The following is a 22,785-nucleotide window of genomic DNA, read 5'->3' on the forward strand; positions in this document are numbered from 1 at the left end:
ATGAAATTTTTAAAATATTTTGTAGTCTTTGCAGTTGTATTTACTTCTTGTAAAGCAAAAAAGAATTTAATAGATGTAAATGCTATTGCTACAGAAATGTCAGCTAAAAAAGTTGCTAAAAAACATGTTGCTGCTAATTTTGATAAAAAAACAGTGGATGCCAAGTTAAAAGCAAATTATAATAACGGAAAAATAAATCAGAGTATTTCTGTGAGTTTAAAAATGGTGAAAGATGAGGTAATCTGGTTAAAAGGAACTAAGTTTATTACCGTATTTAAGGCTAAAATTACACCAACTTCTGTAAGTTATTATTCTCCTTATGCTAAAAATTATTTTGAAGGAGATTTTACTATGTTAAAAAAGTTGTTAGGTACAGATATTAATTTTAATCAGCTGCAAAATTTATTCTTAGGACAATCTTTAACAAATGTAAAAGAGCAAAAGCAAACGGTAGTTATTGCAGATAATTCTTATGTTTTATCGCCAGAAATACAAGCAAGTTTGTTTGATCTTTTCTTTTCTGTAAATCCGTCTCATTTTAAATTAGATAAACAATCTATTGTTAATTCGGCAAAAAATCAACGTTTAGATGTTTTTTATCCTTCGTACAATGTTTTTGATGATGTTGTTTTTCCATCAGAAATTCAGATAAAAGCAAAACAACCCGGTAAATTTACAGACATAGATTTTATTGTAAAATCTGTTGAATTTAATAAAGATATTGATGCTTCATTTTCGATACCTAATGGTTACAAGCAAATTAAACTATAGTGAAAAGTAGAAAGTTTTACATACCCGTTTTAATTTTTTTTATAAGTATTTTTTCTGTTTTTGGACAAACAAGAAAAGAATTAGAAGCACAACGTAAAAAACTTAATTATGAAATTAAGCAAGTAAATTCGTTGCTTTTTAAAGAAAAGAAAAAAGTAAACAATGCGTTAGAAGACTTAAAAGACTTAAATAGAAAAATATATGTTAGAACGAAGTTAATTGCTACAATTAACTCCGAAGCAAAAATTCTATTAAAAGAAATTCACGAAAATGAAACGGAGCTAAAAAGTTTAAAAAAGAAGCTAGCAGACTTAAAAGAAGATTATGCTGATATGATTTTTAGATCGTACAAAAGTAAATCTCAACAAAGTAGAATGATGTTTTTACTCTCTTCACAGAGTTTTTATCAGGCTTATAAAAGGTTAGAGTATATGAAACAATATACTTCCTTTAGAAAGAAACAGGGAGAAGGTATTTTAGTTCATACAAAAGAAGTAGAACAGTTAAATGATTCTTTATTGGTTCAAAAGGCTTTAAAAGATACTTTGATATTATCTCAGAAAGAACAAAAGAAGGAAATTGAAATTGATAAAAAGAACCAAGAAAAGTTACTTGCTACCATTAAGAAAAAAGAAAGTAAATATAAAAAAGATCTTCAAAATATAGTTAGAGAAGAGAAAAGAGTTACCGTTAAAATAGATAAGAAAATCCGTGAAGAAATTGAAAGAGCAAATAGAATTGCACGAGCTAAATTAAAGGATAAACCAAAGACGGCAGTTAAGAAAAATGAATTTATTTTAAGTCCAGAAGCCAAAGCTTTAGCAACAAAGTTCGAGTTAAATAAAGGTAGGTTGCCTTGGCCTGTAAGCGAAGGTATTGTTGTTAGAAAATTTGGTAAACAGCCACATCCATCATTTCCTGGGATTACCGTTAACGGTACCGGTTTGCATATTGTTACCAAACAAGGCAGAGATGCAGAAGCTATCTTTAATGGAAGTGTGCTGAATATTTTGGTAAGTGCAGAGGGTAGAAAAAACGTTTTAATTCAGCATGGTAATTATATTTCATCATACAACAACTTAGAAAAATCGTATGTTAAAAAAGGTGATCATGTTGTAACTGGACAAAAAATTGGTCAGATTTTTACAGACAAAGTTTCTAAAAAAACAAAGTTAATTTTTGTGTTGTTTAAGAACACAACACGTTTAAATCCTTCTTCTTGGATTTTAAGAAGATAAACTACTTAAAATAGTATTTACGTTAAAATAGAATTTGATACCACACATAAGAACGCTGGTTAATAATTAATTTTGTTATAGAAATTACAAATTTTTTATATTAATTAAAATTTTATTAAAATGGAAAACTTAAAAAGAAAGACCGTTGCAATATTAGCAACTAATGGATTTGAAGAAAGTGAATTAAGAGAACCTAAGAAAGCTTTAGAAGCCTCTGGTGCAGAGGTGCACATTGTGTCTTTAGAATCTGGAGAAATAAAATCTTGGAATGACGGTAATTGGGGAAAAACATATAAAGTAGATAAAACTTTAAAGGAAGTATCTCAAGAAAACTATAATGCATTGATGTTGCCTGGTGGAGTTATAAACCCAGACTTATTACGTAATAATACAGACGCAGTTCGTTTTGTAAAATCTTTCTTTGAGCATCATAAACCTGTTGGTGCTATTTGCCATGGACCTTGGTTATTGGCAGAAGCAGATGTTTTAAAAGGGAGAAAAATAACTTCATATAGCTCTATTAAAACAGATTTAATAAACGCCGGAGCAAATTGGATTGATGAAGAAGTAGTTGTAGATAAAGGATTAGTTACGAGTAGAAACCCTGATGATTTACCTGCTTTTAATGCTAAGTTAGTGGAAGAAGTATATGAAGGTAAACACAAAGGCCAAATGGCTTAATTTTATCTTATTACTATTAGTAAATAAAAAAAGAAGCGCAAATTTAAATTTGCGCTTCTTTTCTATGATAACATTTAACTATTTTAACCTAAACAAAAACCTTTACTAGAAAGATTAAATGAAGACTACTCTGGTTGCGGAGAATATTTAATATTTTTTTGAAGAATAACGGCATTTGGTAAGGTAATTAATTCTTTTTCTGGTGTTCTTAATGTGATAAAAAAAGCACCAATATCTCTAATTTCGCCTGTAATATTATTGTCTTTTTCTAGAATTGTAATGGTGTCTCCAATTTTTACTGGGTAGTTTATAAATAAAATTAAACCTGCTGTAATATTAGAAAGAATAGACCATTGTGCAAAAAATGCAATCCCTAATATAGTTAAAAAAGAAGATACATAAACTAACAGTTGTTTTTCATCAACCCCCCAAATAAAAGAGACTAGTACAATAACGGTAATATAAATTAGTACTGTAACTATTTTATTAGTCACTATAATTCTCGCCTTTTGAAATCCAAACTTTGTTTGAATTTTCTTTAAAGAATTGGTAATTAATAATCGTGTTAAAATAGCAGTTACAAAAATTGCAACTGAGTAAATGATTTTATATTTGTATAGCTCCATCATAATTAGAGTATTTAACTAAATAGAGCTTTTAAAGCAGTTGCATCACTAGGTTTTAGTTTACCCGCTAAAACTAAGCTTAGTTCTTTACGTCTTAAAGCTCCTTCAAAACGAGTTTCTTCTAAATCTGTTTCGGGTCTAATTTGAGGAATTGTAACAGGTTTTCCTGTTTCATCTACGGCAACAAAAGTATAAATACCTTCGTTTACTTTTGTTCTAGATCCAGACTGTCTGTCTTCCGTCCATACATCTACATAGGTTTCCATAGAAGAGTTAAACGCCCTAGAAACTTTAGCTTCTATTGTAACTACACTACCAACAGGTATTGCTTTGCTAAAAGCAACATGGTTTACAGAGGCTGTAACTACAATTCTTCTAGAGTGTCTTCTAGCAGCAATGCTGCAAGCTCTATCCATTCTGGCAAGTAATTCTCCTCCAAAAAGGTTGTCTAGATAATTGGTGTCACCAGGTAAAACCAAGTCGGTAAGTATTGTTAAAGATTCTTTTGGCGTTTTTGCTTCCATCAAAAAATGTTTTTTGCAAAGATACAATCCCTTATTTAAAGGTGAAGTTTAAAAAACGTTAAAGAAAAAGGAGTTAATCTAATTTTTTAGTCAATAACCAAGCGTCTTTAGAAACCGTTTTTTGAATCTGATAAAGACTGTTAATGGCTTTATTACGATTAGAATAACTGTTAAAAGTAACTTGTGTAAGGCCCCATTTGTTAACCCCAATTATTTTGGCGTCATACCCTTTTGTTTTTAATTCTTTAACTTTCTTTTCTGCATTTTCTGCAAATTGAAAAGCACCAGCAACAATATGGTATGGTTTTACTACTTCTTTAGCAACATTTAAATGGATGGTTGGTAAAGGGTTAGAGATTACAAAAGTTGCAGCTTGTATTTTTTTCTGTATTGCTTTTTCTTGATTGGCTGCTGTTATTTTTTGTTGATTATTTTCATAACCATTATAACCTGCAACACCTAAAGTTAATAAAATAGCAGCAGTTGCAGCATATTTTATAAATGCAGGTATTCCTTTTTTCTTTTCTTCTGCAATAATAGAAGTTAAAGGTTTTACTTGTTCTTTATATCTTGCAATTGCAGAAGATTGTACCGTTGCTAAACCAAAAGACTGCGTTAAATAATTAACAGTAGTATTGGGTTCAAAAATAATTTGTTTAGCTTCATTTAAAGACAAAACACCTAAATTATCAATTTGTACAAATTTAGATTGTAATTCATTTTGCCACTTAATTACAGACATCGAAATAGCTGTAGAAGCTTTCTCGAAAGAAATGTTTTCTGCAGAAGCAATATAATTTGCTAATAAACCATCATTATGCTTTAACAGGCTGTTAAAGGTAATTTGTTTTGTAGGTGGTGTAAAAGTGTGTGTAAAGTTATTCACTTTTGCACCAATTCTATTGGTTACAAATCCTCCAAAGTCAGGCACAATTACGCAATCGTATCTGTATAGTAAATCGTTTATATAAGTAGCTAAATTCATTGTAACAAATATAGAAATTAAGACGTTTTGTAAAAGTTTTTCTTAACAATTTTATCAACAAATATTTTATATATTGGTATTCAAATTGTTATCAGATTGAAAGAAGAAAAATTATTAGCCATCTTACGATTGCAAAAATGCAAAACTATTGGAGATATTATAGCCAAAAAACTCATTGTAAATGTGGGTGATGTAGCACAGGTTTTTAAAGAAAAGGCTGTGGTACTATCAAAAATTAACGGAATTGGAAATCATGTTTTAAAGAATTTGTTTGATACTAAAAATATAGAATTAGCAGAAAAAGAGCTAAAATACATTCAAGATAACAATATTTCTTATACCTACTTTTTAGACGATGATTACCCTAAAAACCTTCAACATTGTATCGATAGTCCTATTTTATTGTTTAAAGATGGCAATTTAGATTTTTCTAATTCTAGAATTATTTCTATTGTAGGTACACGAAATATTAGCTCTTATGGGCGCGATTTCTGCAATCAGTTTATAAAAGAAATTGCAAGCTATAATCCTATAATTGTAAGTGGTTTTGCCTACGGTGTAGATATTTGTGCGCATAAAGCAGCAATAGAAAATAAGTTGCAAACAATTGCCGTTTTAGCACACGGTTTCGAGCAAATTTATCCGAAGGTTCATAAAAAATATATCAATCAAGTAAATGAAAATGGTGGTTTTTTAACCGAGTTTTGGAGTGAAGAAGATCCTTTAAGAGAAAATTTTTTAAAACGCAATAGAATTGTTGCAGGCATTTCTAAAGCAACAATTATTATAGAATCAGCATCTAAAGGAGGTTCTTTGGTAACTGCAGATATTGCTAACTCTTATAACAAAGATGTGTTTGCTGTGCCTGGTAGAAGTACAGATTTGTATAGTAAAGGCTGTAATGGTTTAATTAAAAACAATAGAGCATATTTACTAAACTCAGCATCAGATGTTGTAAAAATGCTAAATTGGGATGTTCAAGAAAAAACGAAACCAATTCAAAAACAATTATTTGTAGAATTAAATGAGAACGAGCAGAAAATTCATGATCTATTGCACGATAAAGGACAACAATTATTAGACGTTATTTCTTTAGAATGTAACATTCCTATCTATCAATTATCATCTATTTTATTGCAAATGGAATTAAAAGGTGTTACAAAACCTTTGCCAGGAAAGATGTTCGAACTTACTTAATAATGCTTATTTTTGATAAAAATCAGAAGTAAAGATGGCGATAGAGAAAAAATTGATGTCCAAGAAAAAACCAACATTTCCTGTAAATGAAATGTTGCATGCGTATTTAAAGAATTACAACAGAAATACAAAAATTTCTCTTTATTACGATGATTTGTTGCGTTTTCAAGGATCAATTATTGTCTATGATAAAAATGACGAAGACACTTTGTGGGTAAGAACCTATTATTCTCAATACGAAAGAGAAGAGATTGATAGAAACTTAAAGAAAATTTATACAAGACTACATTCTGATGGAAATGATGATAGCATTCCGTATTTAAATATAGATGCTATTGATTATTGTACGTTTGGTAACTCTAAACCATTTAGAATAAAAGTTAGAAATATTTTAAATGATAACTTTACCTATTTTTATGTAAAAAAAGCTGATGCTTCTCGTGTTTATGGTTTAGAATTAGAGCATATTTTGTCTCCCCATAACATGAACTTTTTAGTATTTAAAGACACTTTAATTGAAGAGCACATTGCAGGAATACCTGGAGATGATTTTATAAGAGATATCTTACCCGATTGTACCGAATTAGAGAAAGCACAAATAGCCAAAGAATTTGTAAAGTTTAAAGAACGATGTTTAATCCGTTTGTTAGGCGATATGCGTTCTTACAATTACGTAATTACGCCAATACACGATTTTGATCAGGTTATTTATAAAATTAGAGCCATAGATTTCGATCAGCAATCTTTTGAAGGAAACTTAAAGGTCTACAACTTACAGTTTATGAAAGAGAACTTTAAAATGGTAGAAATGGTAGGTAAAAAGTTACAGAACACTTCTATAGATCAATATAAAATAGAAGAACGTTCTTTTATGGCAAAAAGGATGATTACTGCTCCCAGAAGAACAACCCGTTTAATAAAATGTATGAAGGCAGATACTATTTCTTACCCAGAAAATGTAGCGCTTCTTAAAAAACAGTTAATGAAATATGTTGGTGATGTAGAGTTTAAAAAATGCACCAATATGGGTGAAATTTTAGAAACCATTTTAGCCTTTGTAAAACGTAATTACTTAGATATTAGTAATAAAGAATTGTTTTAGAAGCTATTTCCTGCTTTCACTACTCGCTTTTTTTATCCCCAAAAAGGAATAAAAAAGAGCTCAAACAGACCGTTCTATCAGGGCTATAATTGTTTGTAAACTTTTTTTCTTAAAACAGTTTCAAGCATCAATATAAGTAAAGAGATTACTAAAATAAAAAAGCGTCGTAAAAATATTTTTTACAACGCTTTTTAACTTGTTTTATTTTTAGTAAAATATTACCAAGCACCAATAAAGTGACTTCCTGTTGCGTTTACTAATGTTGCACCTTTAGTAACTGCACCAGTATCAGTGTTAACAACATAAATGTTTCCATTTTGTCCAACAGGTGCTTGCGTTAAATAGATTTCATTTCCATCAACCGCAAAACCTTGGTATTGAAATAAGTAAAAATCTGGATCATAATGAATGTCGTCAATTTTAGTAGCCGTTTTAGCATTTAAATCAACCAAAGCAAAAAAGCCTTGTGCCCCTGCTAAACCGTCTACAGAACCATCATGTCTATAAGCTAATACCGCTTTTCCGTTTGCTGCAGGTCTCCAAGCAAGAATATAAGCGCCTGTTACACCTAAAGCATCATCTAAGTTAAAGTCATAAGAATTATCATATTCGTTATTAGCTCCAATTTTTAAAATATGAGAACCTTCTGGATCACTTTGGTTTGCTTGGTAAACACTTCCTTCGTATTCAAAAGCATTAATACTACGGTATCCGTTTGTGTTTCCATGCCCTAGAGTAGACGTAATTACTGTTGGGTTTAATAAAGAAGGATAATCTAAAATAATTGTTTTAGAACCTAAAATTTCATAACCTCTATCACTTTCTACAGTTGCAGGATCTACTTTACTTAAACGAGCACCGATATATAGTTTATCTCCAGCTTTATTTAAAGTAGGCATGTCAATTCTAGAAATATAATAACCTTTTGCTTCTTCTTCTGCACTTAAACGTACAACATGTTCTTTAAACTCTTTTATTAAAGAGTTTTCTAAATCTAAAGTAACTACACCTATGGTAGCTTCTGTGTAAGTATAAACATCATCCGTAACGTCATCTGTTGTTCCATTGTCATCAACTTGGTGTTCTGTAGATACGTATACTGCAGAACCAGTTTGGTCTCCATCAAATAATTTTATCCACCTTGGTGCAGTTCCTACATAAGGAGCAATACTAACTTCAGAACCAGTAGCGGTAAAGGTTTGTCCGCCTTCTACAGTGTATTTTGTGTAATTACCACCAGTATCTCCAGCGTAGCTAATATTAAAAATAGTACTTCCATCTTCAGAAGCTTGTAATCTAGCCGTTCTATTAGAAGGTGCTATAAATCCGTTTTCAAAAGGATCTATAGATACGGTTGGGTCTTTAGCGTCTTCACTAGTTACAGCGTAAATTAATGTTCCTCCATTTCCGTCTCCTGGGTTATCGCCCATTTTTGCTCCTGCAATTGTTATCCATCTAGTTTCTTCAACTGGATCTACGGTTTGATTTTCATTAATATCATCACTACATGCAGTTAATGCACTAAATGTTAATATAAAGGCTAATGCTTTGTAGTTTAAAAAAGTGTGTTTCATTTTATGTTATTTTGAATGGTTAAAATTTATTGATTGTGTAATTTAATTTTAGGTAAAAAGCTCTTCCTGGTTTCTGTACAGATAAATTATCATAAACAGGTTTGTCGAATATGTTTTTAACATCAAAACTTGCTACAAGTTTCTTGTTAGGAAAAGCATAGCTAAGCCCAATGTCTTGCGCTAGTTGTTTAGGTACTTCAAAGAAATCATTACCAACAGTATTTGATCCTTGAGAAGTTAGGTATGAAAAATCATCAGTAAAATACATGTTGTAGAATAGATTTAATCGAGAATTTTTCTGAATTACATCTTTAAATGAGTAACGTAAACTACCGTTCATTGTAAAAAAAGGTGTGTTAGGCACATCTATTTCTACTCCATTATTCATTATTTTTAAATCGAATTTAGAGACATTAAAATTTAACCCAAAGTTTCTGTTATAGGTGTAGTTTATTTGTGCGTCTATTCCTTTAGAGGTTCCGCTACCTTGGTTTACATATACTATTAGTTCATCATCAACATTAAACGATGTTTCTATTGGTAAACCGATTCTGTCTTTAATATTTCGTGTAAATAAATTTGTAGAAATTGTAAAATCATGTTTTTTTACATGAAAAGTTCCGAATCTAAAACCTAAATTGTAGTTGTTACTTTGTTCTGGATTAATGCTAGCATTGGCAACTACATTATCCCCATCGTTACCAAAAACTTCTGTTTCATCTGGCAAACGAATCGCTTTTTCAGCAGAAGCTAATAATGTAACTTTTGGAGAAATAGCATATGAAGCTGCAAACCCGTATCCATCCTTCTTGTTATTACTACTTATAATTTCATCAACGATACTTTTTGTTCCGTTTGAATCTGTTTTGATTTCAGGATCAATACTTGTTGTTTTTTGTTGATAATGTTTTCCGAAGACACTTGTTCTTAATCGGTTTTGAAATGCTGTAAATTCATAAGTTAAAGAATATATGTTTTTATCAATATTTCTAGTACCTTTAAAAGTGTTTTCTAAAACAGAAACTAAAACATCGCTATCTTCTCTATCAACACCACTATACACGTGGTTCGCTAAAATTTTATGTTGGTCATTGATATTGTAAGATATTCCAGATCTAATAGAAGCTACTTTTCTTTTAATTTTAGATAATGTTGGTCCGCCTTCTTGTTGAGAGCCCCAAGTGTATTTGTATTCATTTCCTCTAAAATCAATAGCTCTTTCTCCGTTCCAGTTATAAGCCCAAGCCACCGTATCGTTAACGGCACGGTTTCTTTTACCGTACAATCCATTTATTTTTAAGTTTAATCCTTTTGTAAAAAGGTTTTTCTTCTTGTAAGTTAGGTTTGCTAATAAAGCGTCTGATTCTAAATGCCTGTCTTTGTATGGAGTAATTGTCATAAAAGCACCATGTTGTACTTCTTTATAATCATCAGAACCTGTAATCCCAACAAAAAATTGATCTGCCCATTTTACGTTTGTAAAACCAGCTTGTATCATTCCGCCTGTAGAGCTGTAAGCATCATTAAATCTTCTTGCAGTTATTGGTTTTTGTACACCACCTAAACCAGTAACTACAACGCTTCTACCGGAAACTTTATAATCATTATTTGAATAATTATGAAAAAGAGAAGCTTTAACGGTGAAACCCGTTTTCTCAAAACGATATAAACCGTTTACATTTGCCTGTAAAGTATTAAAAGATCCGTAAGAAACAGATGCGTTTAAGTTGGTTTTTGCATCATTATGAAGTACAATATTAATAGCGCCACCCAAAGCATCATCTGCTAAATGACCGGGAACTACGCCTTTGTAAACTTCAATATTTTTAATCATTGAAGGCGGAATGCTGTTTAAATTAAAAGAAGAACCATAAACAGCACTAGGAATTCCGTCTATGAAAATTCGTACTGCATTTCCAGATAATCCATTTAAACTATAACTAACATCTGAACCTAAACCACCATTTTGACGAATCTTTACACCAACTGTTGTGTTTAATAATTCGTTTGTTTGGATGTTTCTAAGACTTGCTTCTTTGGTTTTTATAACATTTACTGCAAAACCTTGTGTCTCTTTTTTTGTCTTTTCTGTTTTGGTAGTTATTCGAACTTCGTCTAATTGGTTTTTTATCAACTCTAAGGAAACATTAACTTCTTTTTTCTTGGTGTTAAGTAGTACAGTAACTGTCTTCTTTTTTGAATTTAAAGAATGAAATTGAATTTTATGTGTACCATAAGGGATTGATTTTATATAAAATTCTCCATTAAAATCTGTAATAGTTTCTTTGTAGAAATGCGCTCCTTTTATAACGACAAATACATCTATTGCAGGTTCGTCATTGTTAAATTTTACTTTACCATAAAAATCTCCTTCTTGACTAAAAGTAGTATATGATATAAGTAGAAGTAAACCTATTTTGATAAAATGAGACATTCCTTTTTTTTGACAAATATATGTTTATTTGTATTTAATCTAAATAAGTATAGGTGTTTTAATGAATTATAATTTAAAAGAAGGTTTTAAAATTAATGTGTCAATTTTTAGGTATAGATATTCGTAATAATCAAATAAATGAACCTTATTTTTAATGATTCTATATAGTGTGTTTTGTGTATTTGATCGTTTTGCAATAGAAAACTCCTTTAAAAAATGATATTATGTCGTTTTTTAGAGTTGAAATATAAATAATCGTTAAATTTTGTATGTTTACTTCTTTTGATGTTTCGGAAACAGTAGATGTTATTTTCGGCTTCTTATGCTTTCAATAATTACTGTCGATAAAATTAAACTTCCGCCAATAAAAGTATTTAAACTAGGGATTTCGTTTACAAAGATATAAGCAATTATAATTCCGAAAATTGGCTGAACACTGCTAATAATACTGGCTGTAGATACTGTAAAATGTTTTAGCGAATGTACCATCATTGTGTGACCAATAGAAGTAGTTATTAATGCAACTAATATTAAAAGGGGAATTTGACTTTGAAAGTTAGAAAAATCACTAAAAAATAAAACAGGAGCTAATAGCACTGTAACTACAACCATTTGATGTAGCATTAACGCACTACCGTTATACTTTTTTACGTGTTTTTTAATGGTAAGATTTCTAAGCGCATAACAGAAGGCAGATAAAATTCCGAATAAAACACCTTTTAAATCATTGTTTTCTAAAGAGAAATCTGGCACCAAAATGTATACACCAATTAAAACTAAAATGGCTAAAAAGACATGTACGGGATTTAGTTTTTGTTTAGAAAAAAAAGGTTCTAAAAAGGCAGTAATTACAGGGAAAGTGTAGATAGATAACATGCCTAAAGCAACATTAGATAACTTTAATGCTATAAAATAGGTAACCCAATGTGCGCCCATAAAAAAACCACTAATGATAAAAGAAATAAAATCTGCTTTCGATTTTATTTTTAAATCTATCTTTTTAACTTTACAAAAAGCAAACATAAAAGCAGCCGCTAAAATAGCTCTACATAAAATAATTGCTTCTGCTGGTAGCGCAATATATTTTCCTAAAACACCAGAAGTACTTACAAAAAGAGTTCCTAAAAGTAAAAATGATACGTTTTTTCCGTGTGAATTTTCCATTAAATGTTATTGCAGTTTTAAAGTATCATTATTTTTAAGTGTTGCAAAATTGAGGAAAAATCAAAGAAGACTAGGTTTTTAGTTTGAGTATTTTTATAGAACTGTTATTTCCACTCTAGGGTTTCAACCAAACGCAGAATATCTTCTTTTATATAATCTACAGCAGGTAAAATAGAATCGTAATTTGGTTTTGCGTAAAAATATAAAGATCCTTTTATAAAGTTAGTAGTGCTGTCTGTAATATGAAACTGAATTTGTGAAGCTGCATTTCCAGTAATTTCATACATACTACCAAAGACTCTTTTTTTAGGATTTACAAAATCTTTAGGAATAATTTGATCTGCTTTTATAGTGTGTTTAAATACTAATTTTTCGGCCTCAGTAAGTAGTTCTTTAATATTGTTTTTTACGGGTCTGTAGGTAATGTCTATAGAGGCTTTTAATTTAGGGTATGTAATAGTTAGCCAGTTATTTGCATCGTCTTTAACCTTGGTGTTCTTTAAAACATCAAAAGAATATGGGCGTTCTAAAGCTAATTTAGTATATGATTTTTTAGGGTACGTTAAGCTTAAGTACGCTTTAGGTTTTGGTAATGTATCTTCTTTGCAAGAAAGAAAGGTGATTGTAAAAATTAATAGAAAAATGTTACGCATTTCTGGTTGCTTTAACTTGTTTAATACGTTTTTTATCTAACGCTTCTATGGTAAACGTATAGTTCTTGAAGTTTATTTTCTCACCCTTTTTAGGAAATTTACCAGAAATCTCTAAAATAAAGCCGGCTAAGGTTTCGCTTTCCCCTTTTTCTTCTTCAAAAATTTCTTCATCTTCATCATCTAAAACTCTACAGAAATCTTTAATAGAGGTTTTACCTTCAAAAATATAATTGTTGATGTCTATTTTAGAGTATTGTAAATCTTCATCATCAAACTCATCATTAATATCACCTACAATTTCTTCTATTACATCTTGTAAGCTTACCAAACCACTTGTGCCTCCATACTCATCAACCACAATTGCCAAGTGATTCTTCTTCTCTCTAAAATCGCCCAATAAATCATCTAATTTTTTGTTTTCTGGTACAAAAAAGGGTTCCCTTAATAATGTAGGCCACTTAAAAGTTGTTTTATTTAAATGCGCTAATAAATCTTTAGCATATAAAATACCAATTATATTATCGATACTGTCTTTGTAAACAGGATTTCTAGAATAGCCGTTTTTTAGAATTTTATCTAAAACAACTTCGTACGATTCAGTATCCGAAAGTGCAAAAACATCTATACGAGGTACCATAATTTGTACGGTTTCTGTGTTACCGAAATTTACAATTCCTTCCAAAATTTTTTGTTCATCTTTGGTAGTGGCTCCTTCAGAAGTTAATTCTAGTGCTTGCGATAAAGTTTCTACAGAAAAATTAGAGTTTTTACTTCCTAATTTTTTCTCAATCCATTTTGTTAAAGTAATTAAAGGTAAGCTAAAAGGTGTTAATAAGATATTTATAAAGTGTATAAATTTAGACATTGTTCTAGAAAAACGCAGCGCATTTCTAGAAGCATAAACCTTTGGTAAAACTTCACCAAATAAAAGGATTAAGAAGGTTACTAAAACAATTTCTAATAAAAAACGAATAGGAATGGTAAAGAGGTAAACGTTTAATTGATAATCAAAATTGCCAAATAAAGTTTCTGCAAGAGAAGCAAATAATAACACAATTAAAATATTTATAAAATTGTTGGTTATTAGAATTGTTGCTAATAGTTTTCTGGGCCTTTCTAATAAAGTGACTACAATATTTTGCTCTTTTCCGTTGTTAGAAAGTTCGTTTAAATCGGTTTGAGATAGTGAGAAAAAAGCAACTTCAGCTCCAGAAACTAATGCAGAACTTATAAGTAAAGCAATTAGTAGAATTGCATTAAATGTGGTTAGTAAATCTGTTGAAGCTAGTAGTAAAAACAATATTTCGGGATCTGGGTCCAAGTGCTTTAAGTTTGATTAATTAAAAAGGTAAATCATCATTTTCTTCTTCTTGAACAGCTTTTGGTGCTGGTGCAGAAGGTTTTTGATCTTGTTGTGGGGTGTTGTTAGGTGTTTCTACGTTTTTCTTTGTAGATAACATGGTCATTTCATTTACATGAATCTCTGTAGAATAGCGTTTTACGCCATCTTGTTCCCATTGTCTGTTTTTTAATTTACCTTCAACATACACTTTATCACCTTTAGATAAATATTTTTCACAAACCTTTGCTAATCCGTTTCTTACAACAATATTATGCCAGTCTGTAGAGGTTACTTTTTCTCCGGTAGTTTTATTGGTGTAGCTTTCGCTAGTTGCTATAGGAAATCTACCAACACAGTTTTGATCATCAAAATAATGCATCTTAACATCATCACCTAAGTTACCAATTAAAATTACTTTATTTATTGTTCCTGCTGCCATAGCTTTATTTTTTTTGTTGATAGGTGTAGCGCAGTCTAAACCTATAAATTATAATTTTTAGAGAAACTACGCTCTTACGTTTAATCAAAATATTTTTTAATTTTTAGTAAGTCTCTACTAGATAAATTTATTGTGTTCAATAATTTTACATCAAAAGTACTAAAAATATCAATTACTTTTTAGTTAGAAAGGCTTCTATAAAATTCGCAATTAAAATAGGAACAGGGTGTTTTTCTATTTCGGTCCATTTTATAGTAGCTTCAGGTGATTTATCGGTTTCTACAATCCAGAATTGAGTATATAAATGTTGATGCGATAATTTATGTACTATTACTTTTTCATTGAAAAGAGAAGTAGTTGTTTCTGCCGGAAATAGATCCATGAATTCTTCGGATGAAACGAGTTCGTTTTTATTGATGTTTTTATCGCTTTCAATTAATGGAAATTGAAATAAGCCTTGCCAGATTCCTTTTCCTTTTCTTTCTGATAAAATAGTTTTATTGTTAGCTGTTTTTATCACCAGAAAATTAAAATAACGTTTTCTAACCTTTATTTTTTTCTCTTTTACAGGCAATTCTTTTGTTAATTTTTTTTCTAAGGCTACACAGCTATTTGCAAAAGGACAGGTTTCGCATAGCGGATTTTGAGGTTTGCAATGCAGTGCGCCAAAATCCATAATTGCTTGGTTATAAGTTCCTGGTTTAGATGTATCAATTAAAGTCTGCGCTAAGGCTTTAAACTCTTTTATTCCTGCAGATGAGTTAATAGGTGTTTTAATTCCGTAATAGCGAGAAAGTACTCTGTAAACGTTTCCATCTACAACAGCGGTTGGTTCGTTAAAACAAATTGATGCAATTGCAGAAGCGGTATAATCTCCTATTCCTTTTAGTTTTATAATCTCTTTATAAGTAGAAGGGAATTCGCCATTTAATTCGTTTGCTATTTGTTTTGCAGAAAAATGAAGGTTTCTTGCTCTAGAATAATATCCTAAGCCTTGCCACATTTTTAAAACAGTACTTTCATCCGCTTTAGCGAGGTCGAAAACAGTAGGAAAAGTGTCTGTAAATTTTAAATAATAAGACAAACCTTGGGCAACTCTTGTTTGTTGCAGCATGATTTCTGATAGCCAAATAAAGTATGGGTTTTTAGATTTTCGCCAAGGCAAATCTCTATTATTTTGTAAGTACCAGTAAATTAATGTGTTATGAAATGTCATTGCTTAAAAATAGGTTTGCAATATTACATTATAAAATTCACATAAATTTAAGTGTTATTATTCTTGGAGTTGATTAATTATCATATATTTGCATCCGCATTTTTGAAAGTAAATTAATAAAAATATAGTAAAAATAGAGACATGACGAAAGCAGATATCGTATCAAAAATATCAGATAAATCAGGGATTGAAAAAACAGATGTATTAGCAACTGTAGAAGCATTCATGACTGAAGTTAAAGATGCATTAGAAAATGGCGACAACGTTTATTTAAGAGGTTTTGGTAGTTTTATTATCAAAACAAGAGCAGAAAAAACTGGTAGAAATATTTCTAAGAATACTACAATTAAGATTCCAGCACACAATATTCCAGCCTTTAAACCGGCAAAAACTTTTACAGAAGGAGTAAAAAGTAAAGTAGTAGTTAAGTAACACACAATATTAATCTAAATCTTAACAGATTTAAAAAATCGTAACATTATGCCAAGTGGTAAAAAAAGAAAGAGAGCTAAGATCTCTACACACAAAAGAAAGAAAAGAGCTAGAGCAAATAGACACAAGAAAAAGTAAGCATCCGCTTACTTTTTCGTTTATAGTTTAGCGCAAAAAAAACAACAAGTTCATTGACATAAGAGGTTAAACTAACCTCACACGGTATTACAAATACCTGACAATATTAACCCATCTGCACAATTATGTGTGGAGTTAAAACCATTTCAGCATGAAAACAGAATTAATAATTCGTTCAAATTCATCTGATATTGATTTTGCCTTATTAAGAGATGGAAAACTTATTGAATTAAATAATGAAACTAGTGATAACAAATTCTCGGTTGGCGATATTTTTTTAGCCAAAATAGGAAAAGTTTTAACTGGCTTAAATGCAGCTTTTGTAAATGTAGGCTACCCAAAAGATGGGTTCTTACATTATCATGATTTAGGTGCGCAAGTAAACTCATTAAATACATTCATTAAGAAAGTAAGCACAGGTAAGTATAAAGAATTCACTTTAAAGAACTTCCAAAAGGAAGAAGACATTAACAAAGACGGTAGTATTAACCAAGTACTAAAAACAGGGCAAAACCTATTAGTACAAATTGTAAAAGAACCGATTTCTACAAAAGGACCCAGACTAAGTTCTGAGTTATCAATAGCAGGTAGATATTTGGTTTTAGTTCCTTTTTCTAACCGAGTTTCTGTTTCTCAAAAAATAGCAGACCCAAAAGAAAAAGAACGTTTAAAAAGATTAGCAAAGAGCATTAAACCCAAAGGGTTTGGTGTTATTTTAAGAACTGTTGCCGAAGGCAAAAAAGTAGCAGAATTAGATAAAGATTTGCAAAACTCATTAGAACGTTGGGTAAGAATGTGTAAAAGTATACCTAATACAAACACACCAGCAAAGATTTTAAGCGAGTTAAACAGAGCATCTTCTATCTTAAGAGATGTAATGAATGATTCTTTTACAAGTATTGTAACAAATGATGAAACTTTGAAAGAAGAAATAAAAGAATATTTACAAGAAATTTATCCCGAAAAGGAAAAAATTGTAAAATTGCACAGATCTGAAACTCCTATTTTTGAAAAATACGGAATAGAAAGACAAATTAAAACATCATTTGGTAAAACAGTTTCTATGAGTAGAGGTGCCTATTTAGTTATAGAGCACACAGAAGCATTGCACGTTATTGATGTCAATAGCGGAAACCGTTCTAACAAAGCAGGTTCTCAAGAAGATACTGCATTAGAAGTAAATCTAATTTCAGCTACAGAAATAGCACGCCAGTTACAACTGCGTGATATGGGAGGAATTATAGTTGTAGATTTTATTGATATGCACAAAGCAGAAAACAGAAATAAACTGTTTCAGCATCTAAAAGACCAAATGGCTTTAGATAGAACAAAGCACAAAATATTACCTCCAAGTAAATTTGGATTGGTACAAATTACAAGACAAAGGGTAAGACCCGAGTTAAGTATAAAAACTACCGAAGCCAACCCAAACAAAAATGGAGAAGTAGAAGCACCAATAGTTTTGTTAGACAAAATTGAGGCAGATTTAGAGAAGTTTATGTCAAACTCTAAAGCAGGGAAAATACAGTTAAATGTACATCCCTTTATTGCAGCTTATCTAACAAAAGGAGTGAGTTCTATACGTTTTAAATGGTATTTAAAACACAAAAAGTGGATTACAATTATACCTCGTGACGCTTACACATACTTAAATTATAAATTTAAAACCTCAAAGTCTTAAATTCTTATAATATAAAGGCAATAATTTTTTATCAAAAAACCCCGTAACTTTTTAGTTGCGGGGTTTTTGTGTTTTATAAGATTTTGTAATTATACAAAATACACCCAATTTGTCATTTCGAACATAGTGAGAAATCACACACCAAGTTTCATTTATTTAATCATGTTATTTTTGGGCGTTCCCACAAGGGGCAGGCTTTCGCACTCGCTTTTTTTATTCAGAAAAAGAATAAAAAAGAGCTCAGACAATTGCTCTATCCTTAACGCGTAGTGAATATTATCTTGTAAGATTCTTAAAATCTAATTGGTTGTAAATCACTCAGACCCTTCAGGTTTTTAAAACCTGAAGGGTCTTTTATAGAGGCCTCTTAACAGTGATTTCTCAATAATATTTACAAGTTATATGAGATTTATCCATCGCTTAAAAAAGCTCATTTCGAAATGACAAACTAAGTAGTTGTTAGGTGTGTAAGTGGTTCTTTTCACTCAAAAAAAAGATCCAAGCTTGTCACTTCGAAGTATTGAGAAGTCTCATAACAGTGATAAGATAACACAAACCAAATCCCATAAAAGTTCTCTCAAAACGTTAAAATGACAACCTAAACGCAAAGAAATACGTTTTAATTATAAAACTATTTAGCCTCTTTAATTAAATATAAATAAACAGGGTAATGATCAGAATAGCCACCTGTATAACCTCCGTTAGAAAAACTTCTAAAAGGATATCCTTTATATTTTCCTTTTTTAGTTGTTAAAAAGCGTTTGTTAAAAATCATCGCTTTGTACATTTTATAAGTAGAAAAATCTTTTTCTCCTTTATCTAATAAAGGAGATGTAAAGAAAACCATGTCAAATAAATTTATTTTATCTCGGTATTTTAAAGTGTTAAAGCCTCTGCGAAACATGTCTTCGTAAGGATTGTACAAATCTCCTTCGGTTACATCTTTCTTTCTGCTTTTTGTTTTTAATACGTTTTTAAAACTAGAATTTATAGGATCATCATTAAAATCACCCATAATTAAAATCTTAGCATTGGCATCTTGCTCTCTAACCTGCGCTATTATTTTTGTGTTCTGGTAGGCTGCTTTTTCTCTGTTTGGTCTACTTGCGGCTTCTCCGCCCCTTCTAGAAGGCCAATGGTTTACAATGATGTGTATCAATTCATCATCTAGGTAACCAGAAACCAATAGTTGATCTCTAGTATAAACAGGATAATTGTCTTTAAATATTTTCGGATTAAAGGCTTCGTGATAAATAGGATTAAAATATTTTTTCTGATATAATAAAGCAACATCGATTCCTCTTTTATCGGGAGAATCGTAATGTATAATGCCGTAATCATTTTTTATTAAGTGTTTAGAGTGTATTAAATCTTCTAAAACATTTAAATTTTCTACTTCAGAAACTCCTATAATTGCCGGACTTGTATTGGTTTTATCTGCACCAATTTGAGCAATTGTGCTACTCAGTTTTTCAATTTTATCCCAATAAACCTTAGATCTGTTCGATTTTAGCTCCATCATTGGGCTTGCCTCATCATTCTTATTTACATCATTAATGGTGTCAAATAAGTTTTCTAAATTGTAAAAAGCAATGGTTCTAATCTTATATTTTTTTCCATTTTTTTGAGCATTACCAACTGTAATTGTTAGCGAAAAAATAATAATAAAAAATATTTTCTTATCCATTTTAGTGTTTTTTATAATCTAGTAAAAGTAAGAAACTGAAGCTATTTTAAGTGTTAAGAAAACTTCAAATTCTTTGATTTATTTTTTTTTCATTAACTTTAAGTGCAAAAGAAAAAGAAAATTTTATTATTTATGAAAAAAATTGTTATGGCAACTTGCTTGCTATTAGCCTCATTTTCGGGGCTTCATAGTCAGGGAGTTGTAAAAGGTATTGTTTTAGATAACAATTCTAAGAAACCGATAAAAGGTGTTCTTGTTACTATTAAAAACACGTCTAAAAATCACACCACAGACTTAAATGGTAATTTTATAATTAAGAATTTCCAAAACGGAAAAGCTGTTTTAGAATTAAAACTGATGGGGTATGAAACTCAAAATATTCCCATAGAACTCTCTGCTATAACGTTAGATTTAGGAAGTATCTTTTTATTTAAAGAGGTTGTAGAAAACCAAGACTTAAGTTTAATTACCCTTTCTGATGATGAATTAAATGATGATGCAAGTGCTGCCGATAATATTTCTGGACTCTTACAATCATCAAAAGATATTTTTCTTAGAACCGCTGCTTATGAGTTTAGTTCTTCCTTTTTTAAGATAAAAGGATTAGATTCTGGAAACGGAAAAGTGCTTATAAACGGCATAGAAATGAATAAAATCTATGATGGTAGAGCACAATGGAGTAATTGGGGAGGTTTAAATGATGTGTTAAGAAACCAAGAATTTAGAAACGGTCTATCACCTTCAGATGTTACTTTTGGAGGGCTTTTAGGTGCTACAAATATGAATACTAGAGCATCGGAACAAAGACCTGGGTTACGGGTTTCGTATTCTTCATCAAACAGAAGTTATCAGCATAGAGCCATGGCAACCTATGCTACGGGGATGTTAAAAAACAATTGGGCCTTTACTTTTTCTGGAAGCGGTAGACTAGGAAACGAAGGTTTTAATGACGCTACTTCTTATAAGGCGTATGCTGTTTTTACATCCGTAGAAAAAAAGTTGAACGATAAAAGCAGTATAAACTTTACAGGAATTTTCGCATTAAATAGAAGAGGGAAGTCATCGCCAAACACACAAGAAGTGTTTGATTTAAAAGGAATAAAGTACAACGATTATTGGGGTTTTTTAGATGGAGAAAAGAGAAATTCTAGAATTAAAGAAGTAAATGAGCCTATTTTAATGTTAAACCATTATTGGAATATTACTGAAAAAACTTCTATAAACACCAATATTGCTTATCAATTTGGTAAAATAGGCAACAGCAGAATCGATTATAATGGAGGTGCTAACCCAAGTGCCGCTTATTATCAAAATTTGCCAAGTTATTTTTTAAGAAATAACGATTTTGAAGGTGCTTATAATGCTGAAAATAATTTTAAAAAAGACGGACAAATAAATTGGAATCGGATTTTTGATGCAAATAAAACCAATGAAACTGCAGGTTTGGAAAATGCCTATGTTTTGTATGAAGATAGAAATGATGATAAACAATTTACTATAAATGCCATTTTAAATACAGAGGTAAATGACAATGTTTCCTTAAATGGAAAAATTGAATACAAACAATTACGGTCTCAAAATTTTGCAGAAGTTATCGATTTGCTAGGTGGAGTCGGCTACTTAGATATAGATCCTTTTGGGGCTACAGAAGATGAAAAACAAAACGATCTTTTAAACCCCAATAGAGTAGTTGGTAAAGGAGATCAATTTAAGTACAACTTTAATTTAAATTCTGATATTATTTCTGCCTTTACACAAGCGCAATTTCAATACCATAAAATAGATTTTTTTGCAGCTCTAAAAGTAACAAGTACAACACATCAGCGAGAAGGTTTATATAAAAATGGAAGTTTTTCTGAGAATTCTTTAGGTGCATCCGAAGCACAGAAATTTATAGATTATGGTTTTAAAATGGGGGCTACGTATAAAATTACGGGTCGTCATTTGGTAGATATAAATGCAGCATATATTACTGAGGCACCAACCCTTAGAAATACATTTTCTAACTCTAGAGAAAATAACAATGTGGTTTTAAGTTTACAAAGCGAAAAAATAATTTCTACGGATGTGAGTTATGTTTATAGAAGTCCAATTATTACATCAAAAGTAACAGCGTATTATACCTCTGTAAAAGATGCAACGGAGATTTCTTTTTATTTTGCAGATGGAGTTGGAGGAGATAACACAGCCTTTGTGCAAGAGGTTTTGAGTGGAATTCGTAAAAAACATTTGGGGTTAGAGTTAGGGATAGAAGCGCAAATAACATCAACTTTTAAATTGAAAGGAGCTGCTTCTGTTGGTCAATTCACGTATGATAACAATCCTGATTTATACTTAACCACAGAAGCAGATACAGAATCTTTAACGGCGGGTTTTGTAGATGGATTTAAAGATTTTGGCAAGACAAATCTTGAGAATTACAAATTAGCTGCCGGACCACAAAATGCGTATTCGGTTGGTTTTGAATATCGTGACCCAAGTTATTGGTGGTGTGGTGCCACTTTAAATTTTTTCAGCAACACATTTATAGATGTTTCACCTTTAAACAGGTCTCGAAATTTTTATACAGATGATGATGGTTTGCCTTTTTTAGAATATGATAATGAGATTGCAAAAGAACTTTTAACGCAAGAGAAATTCAACGATTATTCTGTTGTAAATTTTGTTGGAGGAAAATCTTTTATCATTAATAAACATTACATAAGTTTTTTTGTAACAGTAAATAATTTGTTGAATAAAACCTATAAATCTGGCGGATTTGAACAAGGAAGAAATGCCAATTACAGACAATTATTAGAAGATAAATCTTTAGATAAACCTGTTTTTGGGAATAAGTATTGGTATGGTAGAGGCGCAACTTATTTTTTAAATGTAAGTGTGTCGTTTTAATCGCGGGGCGAT

Annotated in this window: 19 protein-coding genes; 8 read left to right on the forward strand and 11 right to left on the reverse strand. The window is 30.6% G+C overall.

Features of this window, described 5'->3' with window-relative positions; translation table 11 throughout:
- From GQR92_RS13520 to GQR92_RS13530, 3 genes are all read left to right on the forward strand, one after another.
- On the forward strand, positions 1-771 hold the full coding sequence (locus GQR92_RS13520) for a DUF4292 domain-containing protein (RefSeq protein WP_158840404.1): 771 nt from the start codon (positions 1-3) through the stop codon (positions 769-771).
- Entirely contained in the window at positions 771-2,009 is a 1,239-nt protein-coding gene (locus GQR92_RS13525) for a murein hydrolase activator EnvC family protein (protein ID WP_158840406.1), read from the forward strand. Before GQR92_RS13520 ends, GQR92_RS13525 begins: the two co-directional genes overlap by 1 nt.
- A 120-nt stretch (positions 2,010-2,129) precedes the next feature.
- Positions 2,130-2,690: a type 1 glutamine amidotransferase domain-containing protein gene (locus GQR92_RS13530; protein ID WP_158840408.1), complete on the forward strand. Its 561-nt coding sequence runs from the start codon at positions 2,130-2,132 to the stop codon at positions 2,688-2,690.
- 125 nt (positions 2,691-2,815) lie between these two features.
- Here GQR92_RS13530 and GQR92_RS13535 read toward each other — a convergent pair whose 3' ends face one another.
- The 3 genes from GQR92_RS13535 to GQR92_RS13545 all read right to left on the reverse strand — a co-directional run bounded on the left by GQR92_RS13535 (position 2,816) and on the right by GQR92_RS13545 (position 4,825).
- Positions 2,816-3,319, reverse strand: coding sequence for a mechanosensitive ion channel domain-containing protein (locus GQR92_RS13535; RefSeq protein ID WP_158840410.1), 504 nt, complete (start codon positions 3,317-3,319; stop codon positions 2,816-2,818).
- An 11-nt stretch (positions 3,320-3,330) separates the two neighbouring features.
- Positions 3,331-3,840 carry an acyl-CoA thioesterase gene (locus GQR92_RS13540; RefSeq protein ID WP_158840412.1) on the reverse strand — a complete coding sequence of 170 codons (510 nt, stop codon included), beginning with the start codon at positions 3,838-3,840 and terminating at the stop codon, positions 3,331-3,333.
- A gap of 73 nt (positions 3,841-3,913) precedes the next feature.
- On the reverse strand, positions 3,914-4,825 hold the full coding sequence (locus GQR92_RS13545; protein WP_158840414.1) for an SPOR domain-containing protein: 912 nt from the start codon (positions 4,823-4,825) through the stop codon (positions 3,914-3,916).
- A gap of 96 nt (positions 4,826-4,921) precedes the next feature.
- Between GQR92_RS13545 and dprA the strand changes: the two genes are divergently transcribed.
- The gene (gene dprA, locus GQR92_RS13550; protein ID WP_158840416.1) at positions 4,922-6,022 is read left to right on the forward strand and encodes a DNA-processing protein DprA; all 1,101 of its coding nucleotides are present in this window, start codon (positions 4,922-4,924) and stop codon (positions 6,020-6,022) included.
- A 34-nt stretch (positions 6,023-6,056) separates the two neighbouring features.
- Positions 6,057-7,124 (forward strand): hypothetical protein, encoded by a 1,068-nt coding sequence (locus GQR92_RS13555; protein WP_158840418.1) that lies wholly within the window; start codon positions 6,057-6,059, stop codon positions 7,122-7,124.
- Positions 7,125-7,342: 218 nt separating this feature from the next.
- Here the strand turns inward: GQR92_RS13555 and GQR92_RS13560 are convergent, their stop codons facing one another.
- The 7 genes from GQR92_RS13560 to mutY all read right to left on the reverse strand — a co-directional run bounded on the left by GQR92_RS13560 (position 7,343) and on the right by mutY (position 15,946).
- Positions 7,343-8,698, reverse strand: a complete 1,356-nt coding sequence (locus GQR92_RS13560) for a hypothetical protein (RefSeq protein WP_158840420.1) — start codon at positions 8,696-8,698, stop codon at positions 7,343-7,345.
- Between the two features lie 19 nt (positions 8,699-8,717).
- Positions 8,718-11,132: a TonB-dependent receptor gene (locus GQR92_RS13565; protein ID WP_158840422.1), complete on the reverse strand. Its 2,415-nt coding sequence runs from the start codon at positions 11,130-11,132 to the stop codon at positions 8,718-8,720.
- Positions 11,133-11,438: 306 nt separating this feature from the next.
- Positions 11,439-12,296, reverse strand: coding sequence for a DMT family transporter (locus GQR92_RS13570; RefSeq protein WP_158840424.1), 858 nt, complete (start codon positions 12,294-12,296; stop codon positions 11,439-11,441).
- A gap of 104 nt (positions 12,297-12,400) precedes the next feature.
- Positions 12,401-12,949 (reverse strand): gliding motility lipoprotein GldD, encoded by a 549-nt coding sequence (gene gldD, locus GQR92_RS13575; RefSeq protein WP_158840426.1) that lies wholly within the window; start codon positions 12,947-12,949, stop codon positions 12,401-12,403.
- Positions 12,942-14,270 carry a gliding motility-associated protein GldE gene (locus GQR92_RS13580; protein WP_158840428.1) on the reverse strand — a complete coding sequence of 443 codons (1,329 nt, stop codon included), beginning with the start codon at positions 14,268-14,270 and terminating at the stop codon, positions 12,942-12,944. Before GQR92_RS13580 ends, gldD begins: the two co-directional genes overlap by 8 nt.
- A gap of 19 nt (positions 14,271-14,289) precedes the next feature.
- Entirely contained in the window at positions 14,290-14,730 is a 441-nt protein-coding gene (locus GQR92_RS13585) for a single-stranded DNA-binding protein (protein ID WP_158840430.1), read from the reverse strand.
- A gap of 172 nt (positions 14,731-14,902) precedes the next feature.
- Complete coding sequence (mutY, locus tag GQR92_RS13590) at positions 14,903-15,946, reverse strand: A/G-specific adenine glycosylase (protein WP_158840432.1); 1,044 nt, start codon at positions 15,944-15,946, stop codon at positions 14,903-14,905.
- 141 nt (positions 15,947-16,087) lie between these two features.
- On the opposite strand from mutY, the gene GQR92_RS13595 reads away from it, so the two are divergent.
- Both GQR92_RS13595 and GQR92_RS13600 read left to right on the forward strand, forming a co-directional pair.
- Complete coding sequence (locus GQR92_RS13595) at positions 16,088-16,378, forward strand: HU family DNA-binding protein (protein ID WP_036824254.1); 291 nt, start codon at positions 16,088-16,090, stop codon at positions 16,376-16,378.
- Between the two features lie 289 nt (positions 16,379-16,667).
- Entirely contained in the window at positions 16,668-18,197 is a 1,530-nt protein-coding gene (locus tag GQR92_RS13600) for an Rne/Rng family ribonuclease (protein ID WP_158840434.1), read from the forward strand.
- Between the two features lie 631 nt (positions 18,198-18,828).
- Here the strand turns inward: GQR92_RS13600 and GQR92_RS13605 are convergent.
- Positions 18,829-19,884, reverse strand: coding sequence for an endonuclease/exonuclease/phosphatase family protein (locus GQR92_RS13605; RefSeq protein WP_158840436.1), 1,056 nt, complete (start codon positions 19,882-19,884; stop codon positions 18,829-18,831).
- A 132-nt stretch (positions 19,885-20,016) separates the two neighbouring features.
- Here GQR92_RS13605 and GQR92_RS13610 point away from each other — a divergent pair, with 132 nt between their 5' ends.
- Positions 20,017-22,773 carry a TonB-dependent receptor gene (locus GQR92_RS13610; RefSeq protein WP_158840438.1) on the forward strand — a complete coding sequence of 919 codons (2,757 nt, stop codon included), beginning with the start codon at positions 20,017-20,019 and terminating at the stop codon, positions 22,771-22,773.
- Positions 22,774-22,785 lie beyond the last annotated feature (12 nt).

Source organism: Polaribacter sp. L3A8 (genome assembly GCF_009796785.1).
Classification (GTDB): domain Bacteria; phylum Bacteroidota; class Bacteroidia; order Flavobacteriales; family Flavobacteriaceae; genus Polaribacter.

Excerpts from the sequence above, each read along its gene's own strand:
- GQR92_RS13530 (WP_158840408.1), top strand. The coding sequence starts at position 2,130 with ATGGAAAACTTAAAAAGAAAGACCGTTGCAATATTAGCAACTAATGGA.
- GQR92_RS13585 (WP_158840430.1), bottom strand. The coding sequence starts at position 14,730 with ATGGCAGCAGGAACAATAAATAAAGTAATTTTAATTGGTAACTTAGGT.
- GQR92_RS13610 (WP_158840438.1), top strand. The coding sequence starts at position 20,017 with ATGAAAAAAATTGTTATGGCAACTTGCTTGCTATTAGCCTCATTTTCG.
- mutY (WP_158840432.1), bottom strand. The coding sequence starts at position 15,946 with ATGACATTTCATAACACATTAATTTACTGGTACTTACAAAATAATAGA.
- GQR92_RS13605 (WP_158840436.1), bottom strand. The coding sequence starts at position 19,884 with ATGGATAAGAAAATATTTTTTATTATTATTTTTTCGCTAACAATTACA.
- GQR92_RS13545 (WP_158840414.1), bottom strand. The coding sequence starts at position 4,825 with ATGAATTTAGCTACTTATATAAACGATTTACTATACAGATACGATTGC.
- GQR92_RS13520 (WP_158840404.1), top strand. The coding sequence starts at position 1 with ATGAAATTTTTAAAATATTTTGTAGTCTTTGCAGTTGTATTTACTTCT.
- GQR92_RS13565 (WP_158840422.1), bottom strand. The coding sequence starts at position 11,132 with ATGTCTCATTTTATCAAAATAGGTTTACTTCTACTTATATCATATACT.
- GQR92_RS13555 (WP_158840418.1), top strand. The coding sequence starts at position 6,057 with ATGGCGATAGAGAAAAAATTGATGTCCAAGAAAAAACCAACATTTCCT.
- GQR92_RS13540 (WP_158840412.1), bottom strand. The coding sequence starts at position 3,840 with ATGGAAGCAAAAACGCCAAAAGAATCTTTAACAATACTTACCGACTTG.
- GQR92_RS13535 (WP_158840410.1), bottom strand. The coding sequence starts at position 3,319 with ATGATGGAGCTATACAAATATAAAATCATTTACTCAGTTGCAATTTTT.
- gldD (WP_158840426.1), bottom strand. The coding sequence starts at position 12,949 with ATGCGTAACATTTTTCTATTAATTTTTACAATCACCTTTCTTTCTTGC.
- GQR92_RS13570 (WP_158840424.1), bottom strand. The coding sequence starts at position 12,296 with ATGGAAAATTCACACGGAAAAAACGTATCATTTTTACTTTTAGGAACT.
- GQR92_RS13595 (WP_036824254.1), top strand. The coding sequence starts at position 16,088 with ATGACGAAAGCAGATATCGTATCAAAAATATCAGATAAATCAGGGATT.
- GQR92_RS13600 (WP_158840434.1), top strand. The coding sequence starts at position 16,668 with ATGAAAACAGAATTAATAATTCGTTCAAATTCATCTGATATTGATTTT.
- GQR92_RS13560 (WP_158840420.1), bottom strand. The coding sequence starts at position 8,698 with ATGAAACACACTTTTTTAAACTACAAAGCATTAGCCTTTATATTAACA.